Here is a 17,223-nt window from a genome sequence, read left to right on the forward strand (position 1 = left end):
CGGGCGCTTGGTGAACTCATCGGTGTTGACGATGATCTCGGCGCCGCGCGGCACGTCCGCGATGTTCGCCTTCAGCGCCGCCGGGTTCATGGCCACCAGGACATTGGGCGCGTCACCGGGCGTGAGGATGTCGTGGTCGGCGAAATGCAGCTGGAAGCTGGATACGCCCGGAAGGGTGCCGGCGGGCGCCCGGATCTCGGCGGGGAAGTTCGGCAGCGTCGACAGATCGTTTCCGAAGGTCGCCGTCTCGGAAGTGAAGCGGTCGCCGGTGAGCTGCATTCCGTCACCGGAGTCGCCCGCGAACCGAATGATCACCCGGTCCAGGCGGCGGACCTCTTTTTCGGACCGCTCCTTCGCGGACACGTCGCGGGTCTGCGTGGTTGTGGTGCGCTGCTCCCCGACGACAGTGTCATTCGCTCCGTCGGCACCATCGGATCCGTTGGCCTTCTCGGCCGGGCTACTGACCTGGCTGGTCACTGAACTGGACCTCCCTCGAGGCGGCTGCTCGGGGCCGGCCGGCCAGCCGGTGGCCCCAGGGCCCACCCTACGTCGGTAAGGGTGCCCTTCCCTGGGTCTATCACATACTGGACCCCGTTTTGAGACGCACTATTGCCCTGTTTAGCCATGATTCATTCGCCCCCCGGCGCTCTGCTCGATGACGCTCCGTGCTCATCCTCTGGTCCTAGGCCCGGCTAGGTCTTCAGGTACGTCAACACCGCCAGCACCCTCCGGTGATCCCCGTCGCTGGGCGCGAGTCCGAGCTTAAGGAAGATGTTGCTGACGTGCTTCTCCACCGCGCCGTCGCTCACCACCAACTGCCTGGCGATCGCCGAATTCGTCCGGCCCTCGGCCATGAGGCCCAAGACCTCCCGCTCGCGCGGGGTCAACCCGGCCAGGACGTCCTGCTTCCGGCTGCGGCCCAGCAGCTGTGCCACGACCTCGGGGTCCAGCGCGGTCCCGCCCCGGGCCACCCGGACGACGGCGTCCACGAACTCACGTACTTCGGCCACCCGGTCCTTGAGCAGGTAACCGACGCCCCGGCTCGACCCGGCCAGCAATTCAGTGGCGTACTGCTCCTCGACGTACTGCGACAGCACCAGGACACCGATACCCGGGTAGTCCTTGCGCAGCCGCACCGCCGCCCGCACGCCCTCGTCGGTGTGCGTGGGCGGCATCCGTACGTCGGCGACCACCACATCCGGCAGCTCGCCCCGCGACGCCAGATCCTCCACTGTCTTGATCAGCGCTTCCGCGTCCCCGACACCCGCGACGACATCGTGTCCGAGATCGGTCAGAAGCCGGGTCAGGCCCTCCCGAAGCAGCACTGAATCCTCGGCGATGACGACCCGCACCCTGTCTTTCACGGCGTCTTCCACTGCCCCGTAGCCCCCAGCAATCGAATCCCTCTCCGTTCCATCGAACGCAGAACCCCAGCATCCCAGTATCGGGACCAACAGGCGCCCAGGTGGGGGGAATAGGGGGGCCGGGCGGAAATCGAGTCGTGGTGGCGCGGGTCAGCCGCGCCAGGGCAGCTCCGCCGTGACCGTGGTCGGCCCGCCCGCCGGCGAGTCGACGACCAGGATTCCGTCGACCGCGCCCAGCCGCTCCGCGAGCCCGGCCAGTCCCGAGCCGGCCGCCGTGTCCGCCCCGCCCTGCCCGTCGTCGCTCACCTGGAGCATCAGCCGGTCGGCCGTCTGCCACACCTCGACCGTCGCCCGGGACGCCCGCGCGTGCTTGCTGACGTTCTGGAGGAGTTCCGAGACGGTGAAGTACGCGATGCCCTCGATGGCCGGGGCCGGCCGCGCCGGAAGGTCCACTTCGACCCGCACCGGCACCGTGCACCGGGAGGCCACCGCCGAGAGCGCCGCGTCCAGGCCGCGGTCGGTCAGGACGGCCGGGTGGATGCCACGGGCCAGGTCCCGCAGCTCCTGAAGCGCGATCTTCACCTCGCTGTGCGCCTCGCCCACCATGCGCGCCGCCGCCTCCGGGTCGTGCGTCAGCTTCTCCTTGGCCAGCCCCAGATCCATCGCGAGGGCGACGAGCCTGGCCTGCGCCCCGTCGTGCAGATCGCGTTCGATACGCCGCAGGTCGGCGGCCGCGGTGTCGACGACCACGCCCCGGTCCGACTCCAGCTCGGATACGCGCGTGGCGAGCCGGGACGGGCCGAGCAGCCCGGCCACCATCACCCGGTCCACGGTCGCCAGGCCGCGTATGAGCCACGGGGTGGCGAGGGTGATGAGCAGGCCGAACGCGCTGGTCGCGGCCAGTTCGACGGGCTGGTCGAGGTGGATGTGGCGGGTTCTGTCGCCGTACAGCTGAATGCCGTCCACGCCGACGAATGCCGGGAACACCCAATGCCACAGCGGATACGTGAGCATGGCCCAGCCGAACGACCACGGGACCAGCGACACCGTGAAGGCGAATATCGCCCACGGCATGTGCAGCACGGCGTACAGCAGATGGCGCCAGGACGACCCGCTCTTGAGCATCGCGCCCGTCCAGACCATCGGCCCGCCCCCGCCGCCCGGTTTGGCCCGCACGGGCGCCGGGTCCGCCACGTCCAGCTTGAGCAGGGCTCGGGCGCGGGATCGCTCCAGCGCTCCGAAACCGCGGCAGCCGGCCAGGCACGCCGCCAGTACCGGTACGCCCAGGAAGGTGATCAGCAGGCCCATGCCCAGTGACGTCATGCCGACCGCGAAGGTGAAGAGCAGCACGCTGACCGGGAGGCTGAGCATCAGGTAGCCGAGCTCGCGCCAGGTCCGGGCCTCGAACGGCGCGCGCAGCGCCGGGGGAAGGAAGTGCCTCTTCGGGGGGTGGCCCGCGGGCTGCCACCGGTCCCGGGTCTGGGGTGCGTACTCCGTGGCCATCGCTGCCGTCCGTTTCTGCTCTGGTTCTGCTCTGGTGGTTTCTGGTGAGCGGCGCTCAAGTGACTCAAGGATGCTGGGACGGGGAGACAGGAACCATGAGGCCGGTCACCGGATCTGACCGGGGGTTTCCCCCACCCCGGCCCCGTGCTTGGCCGCACCCTTGGCCGCCGCCGGAGCCCCGTCTCCGTCCCGGTCCCGCCACGGCAGCTCGGCCGTCACCGTCGTCGGCCCGCCCGCGGGCGAGTCGAGGACGAAGAGCCCGTCCACCGCGCCGAGCCGGTCGGCCAGACCCGCCATGCCCGTGCCGCCGTCCAGACGCGCACCGCCGCGCCCGTCGTCCCGCACCTGAATCAGCAGCCGTTCCCCGCTCCGCCACACATCCACGGAGACGGACCGCGCCCCGCTGTGCTTGCTGACGTTCTGCAGCAGCTCGGAGACCGTGAAGTACGCGATGCCCTCGATCGCCTCCGCCGGACGCGCCGCCAGATCGACGGTGACCCGCACCGGAGCCGTACAGCGCGACGCGATCGACGACAGCGCCGCGTCCAGACCGCGGTCGGTCAGCACGGCGGGGTGGATGCCGCGCGCCAGATCGCGCAGCTCCCGCAACGCAAGCTTCACCTCGCCGTGTGCCTCGTCGACCATCGCCGCCGCGGCGACGGGGTCCTTGAAGTCGCCGGTCAGCTTCTCCTTCGCCATGCCGAGCCCCATCGCGAGCGCCACGAGCCTGGCCTGGGCCCCGTCGTGCAGATCGCGTTCGATACGCCGCAGGTCGGCGGCCGCGGTGTCGACGACGACCCCCCGGTCCGACTCCAGTTCGGCGATCCGCCGCTCCAGTTCGTCGGAGGGACAGAGCAGGCCGCGGACCATCACCCGGTCGGCATTGGCCATCGCGCGCGCCAGAAACGGCAGCACCGGCCAGAGCACGAAGAGCCCGGTCAGCGTGACCGCGAAGGTCAGTACGCCCCAGGGCAGCCGGACGAACGCGTACAGCGCGGTCCGCCACCCCACCGGATCCTTCAGCCTCGCCCACAGCCGCGCCAGGAAACCGCCCGGCCGTCGGCCCGCGGCCGCCGGGCTCGGCTCATCGACGTACACGCCGAGCAGGGTCCGCGCCCGCGCCCGTTCGAGCGCGCCGAACCGGCGTGCCGCCAGCAGGCCCGCCGCCAGCAGCGGCAGGCCGATCACCGTGACCGACAGCCCGAACCCGAGGAGGAGAACCACCACAGTGAACACAAAGCCGAAGAGAGCCATCGGCAGATTCAGCAGGAGGTGCGCGATCTCCTTCCAGGTGCCGGAGCCGTACGGGAAGCGCACGGGCTCCGGTCGGCCGGACCGGTCTGACCGGTCGTAATCTGGGAGATGGTCGCTGGCGCCGGCAGTCATGGTGCTCAGCCTGCCGGGCGCCGACCACGGGTGCCATGGGGTCACTGGGTGTGCGGAAGTGGGGATAACCCCACCACTGCGTGAGACGGCTGCTTACCCGGCTTTTACCAGGGCCTAGACTCCCGTGCGTACAGATCGTCGAACGAGGCTGACGCAGCCAGGGAGCGAGAGGGGCGGACGTGCCGGAACCGACGGTTCTCGCGGACGGGTACTTCCAGAGTTACTCGGTCGTCGGACTGCTCGCAGTCGTCGGCGCCCTCTTCGTCGCCGTGGCCTTCGGGGCCGGGCGGCTGCTGCGGCCCGTCGTGCCGACGCCGGAGAAGCTGCTGACGTACGAATGCGGCGTGGACCCGGTCGGCGAGGGCTGGGCGCACACGCAGGTCCGCTACTACGTCTACGCCTTCCTGTACGTGATCTTCGCCGTCGACTCGATCTTCCTCTTCCCGTGGGCGACGGTCTTCGCCGCGCCGGGGTACGGCGCGACGACGCTGGTCGAGATGTTCATCTTCCTCGGCTTCCTGGCCGTGGGACTGCTGTACGCATGGAAGAAGGGCGTCCTCGAATGGACGTGACCCGCGTGACCCCTGTCGATCTCCCCGAGCCGACGATGCTGCCCGAGCCCAAGCGGCTGGGAGCTCTCGCCCGCCTCGCACCCGAGCCGATGAAGGTGGTCCTGAACTGGGGCCGCCGCTACAGCCTGTGGGTCTTCAACTTCGGTCTCGCCTGCTGCGCGATCGAGTTCATCGCCGCGTCAATGGCGCGCCACGACTTCATCCGGCTCGGCGTGATCCCCTTCGCACCGGGGCCGCGCCAGGCCGACCTGATGGTCGTCTCGGGCACGGTCACGGACAAGATGGCCCCGGCCGTGAAGCGTCTGTACGAGCAGATGCCCGAGCCGAAGTACGTCATCTCCTTCGGCGCCTGCTCGAACTGCGGCGGCCCGTACTGGGACTCGTACTCGGTGACGAAGGGCGTGGACCAGATCATCCCGGTCGACGTGTACGTACCGGGCTGCCCGCCCCGGCCCGAGGCTCTTCTCCAGGGCATCCTCAAGCTCCAGGAGAAGATCTCCCGCGAGTCCCTGAGCGAGCGCTACGGCCACGGGCGGCCCTCAACGGCCGCCCTGCGGAGCGGCCTTGTCACGCCGCCGCCGGCCCCGGGGGAGGGCAAGAAGTGAGCGATTCGCCCAACACGACGGCGTACGACAGCCTGCCGGACGGCGTCACCGAGATCTTCGGCGAGGAAGCGACCGCCGAGCGCAGCTACGAACTGCTCACCGTCGACGTCCCGGTCGGCTCCTGGATCGCGGCCCTCGAAATCGCGCGCGACAAGCTGGGCTGCACGTACTTCGACTGGCTGAGCGCGGTCGACGAGCCGGGCACGGGCTTCCGCGTCTGCGCCCACGTGGTCGCCCTCGAAGGCCGTACGGTCCGACGCCTCCTCCTTCGTACGACCGTGCCGCACTCGGCGCCCGCCGTACCCTCCGCCGTCGAGGTCTACGCGGGCGCGGAGTGGCACGAGCGGGAGACGCACGAGATGTTCGGCGTCGACTTCACCGGACACCCGCACCTGGTGCCGCTCCTCCTGCCGGACGGCTTCGAGGGCCACCCGCTGCGCAAGGACTTCGTCCTGGCGGCCCGGGTCGCCAAGGCGTGGCCCGGCGCGAAGGAGCCGGGGGAGTCGGACCACGGCGGCCCGAAGCGCCGGCAGATGCTGCCGCCGGGCGTCCCCGACCCGAACGAGTGGGGCCCCCAGAAGGGCCAGCTCCCGCCGGCCCCGGCCCGCCCCGCCCGCACCCCGCGCGCGGCCGGCGCGGCAGCCGACCGCCCGCCGCGCCGCGCGCGAAGCGTCGCAGAGGGATCGGCGACCCAGGCGGCAGAGGCCGCGACGCCGACGCCGACGCCGGAAGGCACGGCCCCCAGGCCACCGCGCCGAGCGCGCAGCGTTGCCGAGGGCTCGGCGAGCCAGGCGGCGGAAGCACCGGCGACTCAGCCGTCCCCGGAGCCGGAAGCCGCAGCGCCGCCGGCCGAGGGCGCCGTACCGGCAGCCACGACCCCACCCGCACCCCCGCGCAGCACCGACGCGCCCTGGCACCACGCGCGCCCCGCGTTCCAGGACGCCGAGGAGCGCGCGGAGTCGGACCCGGCGGCGACCAAAACCGGCGCGTCCGCAGACACAGAGGCCGACGCGGCGGCAGCCGCAGACGCAGCGGCCGACGCCGACAAGGGCACGAGCGGTACCACCCCGGACCAAGGGAGCGACGACGCGTGAACGACGTACTCGATGTCGCCTTCCGACTGGTCGTCGTCTTCGCCGTGTTCATGGTCCTCCCCCTCGTCGTGGGGCAGACCGAGCACAAGGTGATGGCGCACATGCAGGGCCGCCTCGGCCCCATGTACGCGGGTGGTTTCCACGGCTGGGCCCAGCTCGTCGCCGACGGCGTGAAGTTCGCGCAGAAGGAAGACATCGTCCCGGCCAACGCCGACCGCCGAATCTTCCAGCTCGCCCCCGCCGTCGCACTCCTCCCGTACCTCCTGGTGCTCGTCGCGATCCCGATCGGCCCGAGCGAGGGCGCGGTCGGCCAGGTCATCGACGCGGGCATCTTCTTCGTGCTCGCCGTCATGGGCGTCGGCGTGCTCGGCTCGCTCATGGCGGGCTGGGCGTCGGCCAACAAGTTCTCCCTCCTCGGCGGCCTGCGCACCGCCGCCCAGCTCCTCGCGTACGAACTGCCGATGCTGCTCGCCGCCGCCTCCGTGGCGATGGCGGCCGGCACCGTCTCGCTCCCCGGCATCCTGAACGCCTTCGAGTGGTGGTGGCTGCCGTGGCAGATCGTCGGCGCGATCGTGTTCTTCGTCGCCGGCCTCGCCGAACTCCAGCGGCCGCCCTTCGACATGCCGGTCGCCGACTCCGAGATCATCTTCGGCGCGTACACCGAGTACACGGGCCTGCGCTTCGCGCTCTTCCTGCTCGCCGAGTACGCCGGAATCGTCGTCCTGTGCGGTCTGACCACCGTCCTCTTCCTCGGCGGCTGGCACGGCCCCTGGGGCGCGGACGGCCTCGGCTGGGTCTGGACGCTGCTCAAGACCGCGATCCTCGCGTTCGGCATCATCTGGCTGCGGGTGACCTACCCGCGGCTGCGCGAGGACCAGCTCCAGAAGCTCGCCTGGACCGTACTCATCCCGCTCGCTCTCGCGCAGATCGCGCTCACCGGCATCGTGAAGGTGGCGATCCAGTAATGGCTCCGATCCCAGGCTCAGGCCTCGCCAAGGGCTTGGCCGTCACGCTCCGCACGATGACGAAGAAGAACGTCACCGCGCAGTACCCGGACGTCCAGCCCGAACTCCCACCCCGCTCGCGCGGCGTGATCGGCCTGTTCGAGGAGAACTGCACGGTCTGCATGCTCTGCGCCCGCGAGTGCCCCGACTGGTGCATCTACATCGACTCGCACAAGGAGACGGTCCCGGCCGCCGCCCCCGGCGGCCGTGAGCGCAGCCGCAACGTCCTCGACCGCTTCGCGATCGACTTCTCGCTCTGCATGTACTGCGGTATCTGCATCGAGGTCTGTCCTTTCGACGCGCTCTTCTGGTCCCCGGAGTTCGAGTACGCCGAGACCGAGATCCACGAACTCACCCACGAGCGGGACAAGCTCCGCGAGTGGATGTGGACGGTCCCCGAGCCGCCCGCGCTCGACCCTGGCGCCGAGGAACCCAAGGAGATCGCGGCAGCCCGCAAGGCCGCCGAAAAACTCGCCGCAGCCCAGGAACAGGCAGCACAGGAACAGTCAGCGCAGCAGGAAGAGGGGCAGGGGCCCGCCGAATGAGCCACCTCGCCGCAGCCGCCGAGCAGGGATTCCTCTCCCCGACCGGCGTCGAGATCGCCTTCCTCCTCGTCGGCATCGCCACCCTCGGCGCGGCCGTCATCACCGTCACAACCAAGCAGCTGGTGCACGCCGCCCTCTGGCTGGTCGTGGCCCTCGGCGGCCTCGCCGTCGAGTACCTCCTGCTGACGGCCGAATTCATCGCCTGGGTGCAGGTCCTGATCTACGTCGGTTCCGTCGTCGTCCTCCTCCTCTTCGGGCTGATGCTCACCAAGGCGCCCATCGGGCGATCCCCGGACGCCGACTCCGGCAACCGCTGGGCCGCCCTCCTGGTGGCCCTCGCCGCGGCCGCCGCACTCGTCTGGGTGGTCGTGGACGCGTTCCGCACCCAGTGGATCGACCTGGACGGACCGTCCCAGGGCTCCACCAGAGTCAGCGGCCAGATCCTCTTCCAGCACTGGGTGCTGCCCTTCGAGGCGCTCTCGGTTCTCCTGCTCGCCGCACTCGTCGGCGCGATCGTCCTCTCCCGCAAGAGCGACAGCGACAAGGAGCAGCGCTGATGCACCTCGCCTATCCCGCCGTGCTCGCCGCCCTCCTTTTCTGCACCGGTCTGTACGGAGTGCTCGCGCGCCGCAACGCGATCCTGGTCCTGATGTCCGTCGAGCTCATGCTCAACGCCGTCAACCTCAACCTGGTCGCCTTCGACGTCTGGCTCCGCGACGCCCTGCACGCCGGCCAGGCACTCACCCTGTTCACCATCGCCATCGCCGCGGCGGAGATCGGCATCGGCCTGTCGATCGTCCTGATGGTCTACCGCAACCGCGGCACCTCGGACATCGACAAGCTGCGCGACACCGCCGAAGGCCAGGCCGCCGACGACGAAGCTTCCGCCATGGCACACAAGGCCGCGCAAGAGGCCGCACAGAAGGCTGAGGCCGCCGCGTGACGACCACGACCCTCGCCGTCCTCGTCCCCCTCCTTCCCTTCCTCGGCGCCGCGGCCGGCCTGCTGTCCGGCCGCACCGCCCCCGGATTCGTCCGGCCCCTTGCCGTACTGCCGACCGTGGCCGCCGCCGTGCTGGCCGCGATCGTCGCCGTACGCCAGGGCGGTGGCGGGCCGATCGACGCGTCGACGCAACTCACCCCCACGGGCTCGGTCCCCATCGACCTCGCCCTGCACCTCGACGGCTTCGCGGCCCTCGTCGCCGTCCTGGTCGGGGTCGTCGCGACCTGCGTGCAGCTCTACTCGACGGGCTACCTGCGCGACGACCCGCGCTACCCGTCCTACGCCGCCCTGATCTCCCTCTTCACCTCCGCGATGCTGCTCGTCGTCTACTCCGGCGACCTGATGGTGCTGCTGGTCGGCTGGGAAATCATGGGCATCTGCTCGTACTTCCTCGTCGGCCACTACTGGGAGACGCCCGAAGCCCGCGCCGCCTCCCTCAAGGCCTTCCTGGTCACCAAGCTCGGCGACGTCCCCTTCCTGTTCGGCCTGTTCGCCCTCGCCGCCGACGCCGGTACGTTCCGGATCACCGGCATCCTCGGCGCCGTCGCCGGCGACGGACTGGACCACCCCACCCTCATCGCCCTGCTGCTCCTCGCCGGTGTGGCGGGCAAGTCGGCGCAGTTCCCCCTGCACACGTGGCTGCCTGACGCGATGGCGGGCCCCACACCCGTCTCCGCGCTGATCCACGCCGCGACGATGGTCGCCGCCGGTGTGTACTTCGTGGCCCGCCTCCTCCCCGTCTTCGCCGCCTCCGCCGCCGCCCTGACCGTCCTCGCCGTCATGGCGGCGGTCACGATGGTCGGCTCGGCGCTCGCCGCCCTGGCCCAGGACGACATCAAGCGTGTCCTCGCCTACTCGACGATCGGCCAGCTCGGCTACATGACCGGCGCCCTGGCCGTCGGCGACCGAGGCGCCGCCGTCTTCCACCTCCTCTCCCACGGCGCCTTCAAGGCGCTCCTGTTCCTCGGCGCCGGCGTGATCATCCACGCCGCCGGCACCAACTCCCTCGCCGCCATGTCCCGCATGGGCGGCCTGGCCAAGCGCATCCCCGACGCCTACTGGACGATGACGATCGCCCTGTTCGCGCTCGCCGCGATCCCGCCCTTCGCCGGCTTCTTCTCCAAGGAAGCCGTCCTCGTCGCCGCCGAACACGCATCGCTCGGCGACACCACGGGTGTCCCCTCCGGCGCCGGCTGGACCGTGCTCGTCGCGGCCCTGCTCACCGCCCTCCTCACCGCGGCGTACGCCACCCGCCTGTGGCTGCTCGCCTTCCGCGGCCGCGGCCCCGCCGCCCCCGATCACGGTAAGCAGCCCCTCGCCATGAACGGCGTCCTGTGGGTCCTCGCCGTCCCCTCACTCGGCTTCGGCCTCACCGTCGGCTACCTCGCCGACTGGTTCGACGGCCACGCCCTCACCCCGACCGTCACCACCGCCGTCCTCGGCACCGGTGTGGCCCTCGTCGGCGGACTGGTCACCTACGGCGCCTGGCGGCACACCACCGCCATGGCGGCCCGCCCCCCGATCGGCGCCGTGGCCGCCCACCCCGGCGACGGCCCGGCCCTCTCCGAGGCGGAAGCCATCGCGACCCACACCCCCGCCTACGGCGACATCGCGTCAGCCCCGGACCCCGCCGACCCCGGCCGGCTCCTGCTGGGCCCGCTGCACGGCCACGCGGCCGCCGGCTTCCACCTCGACGCCGTCTACAACACCCTCTTCGTACGCCCCGCCGTGGCAGCCGCCGAACTGGTCCGCTTCCTGGACCGCGAGGTCGTCGACACCTACGTACGAGGTGCGGGGGCCGTCCCGCGCCTGCTCGGCGCAGGCGTACGCCGAGCCCAGACCGGCAACGTGCAGACCTACCTCAGCGCACTGCTCGCCGGTTCCGTCGTCCTGGCGATCGCCGCCGTCATCGTCGCCGCCGTCGGAGCGTGAGCCGTGATCGATATCAGCCCGTCCGTGATGCAGTTCCTCCTGGCGTTCATCGTCGTCGGCCCGCTCCTCGGCGCCGCCGCGGCCCTTCTCCCGGCCCCGCCCGGTCTGAAGGGCAAGAGCCCGGGCCAGGCCGTACTCCGCCACGGCGTGACCGTGACCGGCGCGATCCTGATCGCCGCCATCGCCCTCACCCTCGGCTTCGACCACAGCCACCCCTCGAAGATGCAGGCCACGACCGACATCAGCTGGATCCCGGCGCTCGACGTCAGAATCCACCTCGGCATCGACGGCATCTCGCTCCCCCTCCTCGTCATGACCGCGCTGCTGACCTTCCTCTGCGCGCTCTACAGCTACTTCAAGCTGCCGTCAGGCCCCTCCCCGAAGGCCTTCGTCGCCCTCCTCCTGGTCCTCGAGTCCGGCATGCTCGCGACCTTCGCCGTCCTCGATCTCCTGCTGTTCTTCCTGGCGTTCGAGATGGTCCTCATCCCGATGTACTTCCTGATCGCCCGCTGGGGCGGCGACCAACGTCAGGCCGCAGCCTGGAAGTTCATCCTCTTCACACTTCTCGGCTCCGTCGTCATGCTGCTCGGTCTCCTCCTCATCGGACTGAAGTCGGGCACATTCGACATGGTGGCACTCGCCACTGACAACGGCCGTGGACTGACCACATCCGTGCAGGTCATCGCCGTTCTCGCGATCGGCCTCGGACTCGCCGTCAAGACCCCGATGTGGCCCCTGCACAGCTGGCTCCCAGACGCCCACACCGCCGCCCCGACCGTCGGCTCGGTCCTCCTCGCCGGCGTCCTGCTCAAGATGGGCACGTACGGCTTCGTCCGCATCGCACTGCCCATCACCCCCGACGGCATGCGCACCTTCGCGCCCTACCTAGCCGCCTTCGCGGTCGTCGGCATCATCTACGGATCCCTGGCCTGCCTCGCCCTCACCCGCAAGGGCGCCAAGGGCGACCTCAAGCGCCTGATCGCGTACTCCTCCGTCGGCCACATGGGCTTCGTACTCCTCGGCATCGCGTCGATGACCCCCACCGGCGTCAACGGCGCCCTCTTCGCCAACATCGGCCACGGCCTGATCACCGGCCTGCTCTTCTTCCTGGTCGGCGCCCTCAAGGACCGCTACGGCACCGCCGACCTCGACACCCTCGCCGGCGCCACCGGAGCGGCCCTCTACGGCCGCGCCCCCCGCCTCGGCGGCCTCCTCGCCTTCGCCGCGATCGCCTCCCTCGGCCTCCCCGGCCTCGCCGGATTCTGGGGCGAGATGCTGACGATGTTCGGCGCCTTCGACCCCGCCGAGGGCCTCAACCGCCCCGCCTTCCTCACCTTCATGGCGATCGCCGGCGTCGGCACGCTCCTCACCGCCGCGTACCTGCTCGTCGTCGTACGCCGCGTCTGCATGGGCGTGCCCCAGCAGCAAGCAGCCGAGCCGGCAACGATCGCCGACGTCCAGGGCTACGAGTACGCCGCCTGGACCCCGCTCGTCGCCCTCACCGTCCTTGCCGGACTCTGGCCCGCGGTCCTCCTCGGCCTCACCGACCCGGCCGTGCAGAAGCTCCTCGCAGGAGGCAAGTCGTGACCGTGGCCGCCGAAACCGCCAGCCTCGTCCAGTCCGTCGACTGGTGGGCGATCGCCCCGCCCACGATCACCGCGATCATGGGCATGATCGTCCTGGTCGCCGACCTCTTCGTACCCGAGAGCAAGAAGCAGCTCCTCGGCCGGCTCTCGATCGCCGGTCTGGCAGCCGCGCTCCTCACCCTCCTCCCGCTCCGCGAGGGCGACCGCTCCACCTTCTGCCTGACCTCCGACACCGACGTCTGCAGCTACACGGCCGACCACTTCACCCTGGTCATCCAGCTCCTGGTGCTCGGCGGCGCGCTGCTCACCGCGCTGCTCTCGATCACGGAGACGGCGAAGAACAAGCTGCCGGCGGGCGAGTTCTGGTTCCTCCTGATGTCCTCCGCGGCCGGAGCGGCCCTGCTGCCCGCCTCCCGGGACCTCGCCACCCTCGTCGTCGCCCTCGAAGTGGCGTCACTGCCCGCCTTCGCCCTCGTCGGCATGAAGCGCGGCGACCGCCTCTCCTCCGAGGCGGCCCTGAAGTTCTTCCTCTCCTCCGTCACAGCAACCGCCGTGATGCTGCTGGGCGTCAGCTTCATCTACGCGACGACCGGCACCCTGCACCTCACCGAGATCGCCGTACGCCTCGACGACGTACCGGCGCAGCTCGACACCCTCGCCAAGGCCGGCGTAGCCCTGACCCTCGTCGGCTTCGCCTTCAAAACAGCGGCGGTCCCGTTCCACTTCTGGGTTCCCGACACGTACGTCGGAGCGCCCCTCCCCGTAGCCGCGTACCTCTCCGTCATCGGAAAGGCGGTCGGCTTCACGGGCCTCATCCTGGTCACCGTCGTCGCCTTCCCCTCGTACGCCGACGTATGGGGGCCGGCCATCGCCGTGCTCGCAGCGCTCACCATGACCGTGGGCAATGTGGCCGCCCTGCGCCAGTCGCCCACGCGCGCGTACAGCGCGGTTCGCCTCCTCGCCTGGTCCTCCGTCGGCCAGGCCGGCTACATCCTGGTCCCGATCGCGGCAGCGGCGTACTCCAGCGACGACCAGATCGGCTCCACGGTCGCGTACGCCTTGATGTACGCCGTGGTGAACCTCGGCGCCTTCGCAGTCGCGGCCCTCGTCGCCCGTACGCACCCGCTCAACCGCGTCACCGACTACCGCGGCCTCTACGCGACCCGCCCCCTTGAAGCCCTCGCGCTCGGCTTCTTCCTCCTCTGCCTCGCGGGCCTGCCGCCCGGCATCATCGGCCTCTTCGCCAAGGTGACGGTCTTCTCAGCGGCAGTCGACGCGGGACTCGGCTGGCTCGCGGTCGTCATGGCGGCGAACGTGGTGATCGCGCTCTACTACTACCTCCAGTGGACGGCGGTCCTCTTCCGCGCCCCCGAGGGCGAACCCTCCAAGCACGCGGTCCCCATGCCCGTCACGGTCGCCATCGTCCTCACCGCGGTCATCGGCATCGTCCTGTCCGGCGTACCGCAGGTGGTACTGCGCTTCGCCACAGGGAACCTCTTCCAGTAAGCAGGCCGCCCGTATGGCCCAACGGGCGGCCCGGTGCACAAGGGAACTAGCCCCCCTCGCTTGGCGTTGACCAGTAAGGGAGGGTCCACTGGATGTGGAAGGCCCTTCCGAGCAAGGGGTTCCCCTGCCGCACCATTTGGAGGGCGCACCGTGCACCGCCGGCACAACGGGCTGAGGACCGCCGTACTCCTCGGGGGACTGTCAGCCCTCATCATCGTCATCGGCAGCTTTTTCGGCCGTACGGGCCTGATTGTCGCGGTTCTCGTCGCACTCGGCACCAACGCCTACGCGTACTGGAACAGCGACAAGCTCGCCCTGCGAGCCATGCGCGCCCGCCCCGTGAGCGAGTTCCATGCGCCACAGCTGTACCGCATGGTCCGCGAGCTCTCCACCCAGGCCCGCCAGCCGATGCCCCGCCTGTACATCTCGCCCACCCAGGCACCCAACGCCTTCGCGACCGGCCGCAACCCCCGCAACGCGGCCGTCTGCTGCACGGAAGGCATCCTCCGCCTCCTCAACGAGCGAGAACTCCGCGGCGTCATCGGCCACGAACTGAGCCACGTCTACAACCGCGACATCCTGATCTCATCGGTCGCCGGCGCCCTGGCCTCCGTGATCATGTTCCTGGTCAACTTCGCCTGGCTGATCCCCATCGGCCGCTCCGACGACGACGAGGGCCCGGGCCTCTTCGGCATGCTGCTGATCATGATCCTCGGCCCCCTGGCCGCCTCCGTCATCCAATTGGCGGTAAGCCGTTCCCGCGAGTACCAGGCGGACGCCTCCGGCGCCCAGCTGACAGGCGACCCGCTGGCCCTGGCGAGCGCCCTGCGCAAGCTCGACGCCGGCACGAAGCAACTGCCACTACCTGCCGAGCCGCGCATCGAGACCGCAAGCCACATGATGATTGCGAACCCGTTCCGCCCGGGACAGGGAGCCGCGAGGCTCTTCTCGACCCACCCGCCCATGGCGGAACGCATCGCCCGACTCGAACAGATGGCAGGTCACCGCCCGTGAAGACAATCCTGAACGTCATATGGCTGGTCCTGAGCGGCTTCTGGCTCTTCCTCGGCTACCTGCTCGCAGGCGCACTCCTCTGCATCACCATCATCGGCATCCCCTTCGGCCTGGCGGCCTTCCGGATCGGCGTGTACGCCCTCTGGCCCTTCGGCTACACCACGACAGAGCGCCACGACGCGGGAGCACCCTCCCTCGTGGGCAACGTCCTGTGGCTGATCCTCGCGGGCTGGTGGCTGGCGCTGAGCCACATCGTCACGGGCGTCGCACTGTGCATCACGATCATCGGCATCCCGTTCGGCATCGCCAACTTCAAGATGGTCCCGCTCTCACTGCTCCCCCTGGGCCGAGAAATCGTCCCAACAGACCAACTGTTCGCAACGCGCTGACTCGGCCCCCGGCCTCGCCGTCCACGCTGCCGGGAGGGGACGCACCGGGGCGCTCCCCGCAGGGTGTCGAACGCAGCCGGCCCGAAGAACCGTGAGTACCCGAATTGTTCGGCACCCGAGGAGACGCCACGGGGCGTCACCGACCCCAACGCCCCGCCCAACGCCCCGCCCGCCGCCGCACCCCGTACGCCGCCGCCCCCACCGCCAGCACCGCCGCCCCCGCCACCACCGACGACACCGGCAGCGCGAACGCCAGCCCCACGCACCCCACAAGCCCGCCCGCCGCCATGACCCGCCCGCGCCCCGGCCCGAGCGTCCACGCCGAAGCATTGGCGATCGCGTAGTACGCCAGCACCCCGAACGACGAGAACCCGATAGCCCCCCGCACATCCGCCACCGCGGCAACCACCCCAACCACCAGCCCCACCGCCAACTCAGCCCGGTGCGGCACCTGAAACCGCGGGTGTACGGCGGCCAACGCCCCCGGCAGATGCCCGTCCCGGGCCATCGCCAGCGTCGTACGCGACACCCCGAGGATCAGCGCCAGCAACGCCCCGAGCGCCGCCACAGCCGCCCCGATCCGCACCACGGGCGCCAGCTCAGCAACACCGGCCGCCCGCACCGCGTCCGCCAACGGCGCAGCCGAAGAGGCCAGTTCCCCGGCCCCCAGCACCGACAGCACCGCGACCGCCACCCACGCGTACACCACCAGCGCGATCCCCAGCGCCACGGGAATCGCGCGCGGAATCGTACGGCCCGGATCGCGCACCTCTTCCCCGAGCGTCGCGATCCGCGCGTACCCGGCGAACGCGAAGAACAACAGCCCACCGGCCTGAAGCACTCCTCCCACCCCAGACCCGCCAGACCCCGATCCGAGCGAAGGCCCGTCCACCCCCACACAAACAGCAACGACCCCCACCAGAACCGCCAGCACCACCACCACGATCGCCCGCGTGAGCCAGGCCGACTTCTGAACGCCCCCGTAATTGACCGCGGTCAGCACCACCACCGCGCCGACCGCCACCCCGTGCGCCTGTTCCGGCCACACATACGCCCCGACGGTCAGCGCCATGGCGGCGCACGAGGCGGTCTTCCCCACCACGAAACCCCAGCCGGCCAGATACCCCCAGAAGGGCCCCAGCCGCTCCCGCCCGTACACATACGTCCCGCCCGAGGCCGGATAGAGGGCCGCGAGCCGCGCGGACGCCATCGCGTTGCAGTACGCCACCACGGCGGCCAGCGCCAGCCCCGCCAGCAGCAGCGGCCCGGAGCCGGCCGCGTCCGCCGCCGGTGCGAGCGCCACGAAGATCCCCGCGCCGACCATCGCCCCGAGCCCGATCACAACGGCGTCGAAGACCCCGAGCGTCCGCCGCAGTTCCTGTGTCATGGGCCGCACCCTACTGACGTGCGCAACCACCCGGCGTTCCGGTACGTCTTCAAGACACATGAGCATCATCAGCTGGATCATTCTCGGGCTGCTCGCCGGAGCCGCAGCCAAAATCCTGCTCCCCGGACGCGACCCGGGCGGCCTGATCGGCACAACCCTGATCGGCATCGCGGGCGCGTTCATCGGCGGCTGGGCCTCGGCCCGCTACCTGGACCGCCCGATCGTCAACGAGTTCTACGACGGTGCCACCTGGGCCGCGGCCATCGGCGGCGCGCTGGTCCTCCTGGTCGTCTACCGGATCCTTTTCGGCCACTCACGCTCGCGCTGACAGCGC

Annotated in this window: 18 protein-coding genes; 13 read left to right on the forward strand and 5 right to left on the reverse strand. The window is 70.5% G+C overall.

The features are described 5' to 3' along the window. The 4 genes from J7E96_RS28740 to J7E96_RS28755 all read right to left on the reverse strand — a co-directional run. On the reverse strand, positions 1-477 hold a 477-nt coding region (locus J7E96_RS28740), incomplete at its 3' end, for a 2-oxoacid:acceptor oxidoreductase family protein (protein WP_215135408.1). A 215-nt stretch (positions 478-692) separates the two neighbouring features. After that, entirely contained in the window at positions 693-1,352 is a 660-nt protein-coding gene (locus tag J7E96_RS28745; RefSeq protein WP_215135618.1) for a response regulator transcription factor, read from the reverse strand. A 162-nt stretch (positions 1,353-1,514) separates the two neighbouring features. Continuing rightward, complete coding sequence (locus J7E96_RS28750) at positions 1,515-2,867, reverse strand: sensor histidine kinase (protein ID WP_215135411.1); 1,353 nt, start codon at positions 2,865-2,867, stop codon at positions 1,515-1,517. A gap of 105 nt (positions 2,868-2,972) precedes the next feature. Then, positions 2,973-4,253, reverse strand: coding sequence for a sensor histidine kinase (locus tag J7E96_RS28755; protein WP_215135414.1), 1,281 nt, complete (start codon positions 4,251-4,253; stop codon positions 2,973-2,975). Between the two features lie 179 nt (positions 4,254-4,432). Between J7E96_RS28755 and J7E96_RS28760 the strand changes: the two genes are divergently transcribed. The 12 genes from J7E96_RS28760 (at position 4,433) to J7E96_RS28815 (ending at position 15,502) form a co-directional block, all read left to right on the forward strand. Beyond that, positions 4,433-4,825, forward strand: a complete 393-nt coding sequence (locus tag J7E96_RS28760) for an NADH-quinone oxidoreductase subunit A (RefSeq protein WP_215135416.1) — start codon at positions 4,433-4,435, stop codon at positions 4,823-4,825. Beyond that, on the forward strand, positions 4,816-5,430 hold the full coding sequence (locus J7E96_RS28765) for an NADH-quinone oxidoreductase subunit B (RefSeq protein ID WP_215135418.1): 615 nt from the start codon (positions 4,816-4,818) through the stop codon (positions 5,428-5,430). The genes J7E96_RS28760 and J7E96_RS28765 overlap by 10 nt, the downstream gene beginning before the upstream one ends. Continuing rightward, positions 5,427-6,524: an NADH-quinone oxidoreductase subunit C gene (locus tag J7E96_RS28770; RefSeq protein ID WP_215135421.1), complete on the forward strand. Its 1,098-nt coding sequence runs from the start codon at positions 5,427-5,429 to the stop codon at positions 6,522-6,524. The genes J7E96_RS28765 and J7E96_RS28770 overlap by 4 nt, the downstream gene beginning before the upstream one ends. Then, complete coding sequence (locus J7E96_RS28775) at positions 6,521-7,489, forward strand: complex I subunit 1 family protein (RefSeq protein WP_215135424.1); 969 nt, start codon at positions 6,521-6,523, stop codon at positions 7,487-7,489. The genes J7E96_RS28770 and J7E96_RS28775 overlap by 4 nt, the downstream gene beginning before the upstream one ends. Further along, the gene (locus J7E96_RS28780) at positions 7,489-8,073 is read left to right on the forward strand and encodes an NADH-quinone oxidoreductase subunit I (RefSeq protein ID WP_215135426.1); all 585 of its coding nucleotides are present in this window, start codon (positions 7,489-7,491) and stop codon (positions 8,071-8,073) included. Before J7E96_RS28775 ends, J7E96_RS28780 begins: the two co-directional genes overlap by 1 nt. Then, on the forward strand, positions 8,070-8,630 hold the full coding sequence (locus J7E96_RS28785) for an NADH-quinone oxidoreductase subunit J (RefSeq protein WP_215135429.1): 561 nt from the start codon (positions 8,070-8,072) through the stop codon (positions 8,628-8,630). Before J7E96_RS28780 ends, J7E96_RS28785 begins: the two co-directional genes overlap by 4 nt. Next, positions 8,630-9,016 carry an NADH-quinone oxidoreductase subunit NuoK gene (gene nuoK / locus J7E96_RS28790; protein ID WP_215135431.1) on the forward strand — a complete coding sequence of 129 codons (387 nt, stop codon included), beginning with the start codon at positions 8,630-8,632 and terminating at the stop codon, positions 9,014-9,016. Before J7E96_RS28785 ends, nuoK begins: the two co-directional genes overlap by 1 nt. After that, complete coding sequence (locus J7E96_RS28795; RefSeq protein WP_215135433.1) at positions 9,013-11,007, forward strand: NADH-quinone oxidoreductase subunit L; 1,995 nt, start codon at positions 9,013-9,015, stop codon at positions 11,005-11,007. The genes nuoK and J7E96_RS28795 overlap by 4 nt, the downstream gene beginning before the upstream one ends. Positions 11,008-11,034: 27 nt before the next feature. After that, the gene (locus J7E96_RS28800) at positions 11,035-12,594 is read left to right on the forward strand and encodes a NuoM family protein (RefSeq protein ID WP_215135620.1); all 1,560 of its coding nucleotides are present in this window, start codon (positions 11,035-11,037) and stop codon (positions 12,592-12,594) included. After that, positions 12,591-14,099 (forward strand): NADH-quinone oxidoreductase subunit N, encoded by a 1,509-nt coding sequence (locus tag J7E96_RS28805; RefSeq protein ID WP_215135436.1) that lies wholly within the window; start codon positions 12,591-12,593, stop codon positions 14,097-14,099. The genes J7E96_RS28800 and J7E96_RS28805 overlap by 4 nt, the downstream gene beginning before the upstream one ends. A gap of 150 nt (positions 14,100-14,249) precedes the next feature. Beyond that, the gene (gene htpX, locus J7E96_RS28810) at positions 14,250-15,113 is read left to right on the forward strand and encodes a zinc metalloprotease HtpX (protein ID WP_215135438.1); all 864 of its coding nucleotides are present in this window, start codon (positions 14,250-14,252) and stop codon (positions 15,111-15,113) included. Beyond that, a complete protein-coding gene (locus tag J7E96_RS28815) occupies positions 15,110-15,502 on the forward strand; it encodes a YccF domain-containing protein (RefSeq protein WP_215135441.1) in 393 nt (130 codons plus the stop codon). The genes htpX and J7E96_RS28815 overlap by 4 nt, the downstream gene beginning before the upstream one ends. Before the next feature lie 136 nt (positions 15,503-15,638). On the opposite strand, the gene J7E96_RS28820 is transcribed toward J7E96_RS28815, so the two are convergent. Then, positions 15,639-16,889 (reverse strand): APC family permease, encoded by a 1,251-nt coding sequence (locus J7E96_RS28820; protein WP_215135443.1) that lies wholly within the window; start codon positions 16,887-16,889, stop codon positions 15,639-15,641. A gap of 58 nt (positions 16,890-16,947) precedes the next feature. Between J7E96_RS28820 and J7E96_RS28825 the strand changes: the two genes are divergently transcribed. Then, positions 16,948-17,217, forward strand: coding sequence for a GlsB/YeaQ/YmgE family stress response membrane protein (locus J7E96_RS28825; protein WP_215135445.1), 270 nt, complete (start codon positions 16,948-16,950; stop codon positions 17,215-17,217). The last annotated feature ends 6 nt before the right edge of the window (positions 17,218-17,223 follow it).

This window comes from Streptomyces sp. ISL-96 (assembly GCF_018614035.1).
Taxonomy (GTDB): Bacteria; Actinomycetota; Actinomycetes; order Streptomycetales; family Streptomycetaceae; genus Streptomyces.